The sequence below is a fragment of the Fusobacterium varium genome (assembly GCA_021531615.1).
In the GTDB taxonomy this organism is placed as follows: domain Bacteria; phylum Fusobacteriota; class Fusobacteriia; order Fusobacteriales; family Fusobacteriaceae; genus Fusobacterium_A; species Fusobacterium_A varium_C.
Genome location: JADYUE010000113.1, coordinates 1 through 292, shown reverse-complemented (window position 1 = coordinate 292; position 292 = coordinate 1). Strand labels below are relative to the sequence as shown.

Annotated in this window: 1 protein-coding gene; it reads left to right on the top strand. The window is 34.9% G+C overall.

What is annotated here, in order from left to right; translation table 11 throughout:
• Positions 1-292, top strand: a 292-nt coding sequence (locus tag I6E31_12555) for an SDR family NAD(P)-dependent oxidoreductase (protein ID MCF2640787.1), incomplete at both ends; no start/stop codon positions are given.

Sequence of the window (292 nt, the reverse complement as noted above, 5' to 3'; positions counted from 1 at the left end):
GTAGTAACTTATGATACAGCATGGGATGAAACTAGAGAATTAGTAGAAAAACAAGGAAGAAAAATTCACTTCTTCCAAGCTGACTTAACAGATAGAGCACAAGTAACAGCAACAATAGAAGAATGTGTAAAAGTATATGGAAAACTAGATATATTAGTAAACAATGCAGGAACAATCAGAAGAGCTCCACTATTAGAATACAAAGATTCTGACTGGGATGCAGTAATGGCAATCAACATCGATTCAGTTTACCACCTAAGCCAAGAAGCAGCTAAAATAATGGTAAACCAAG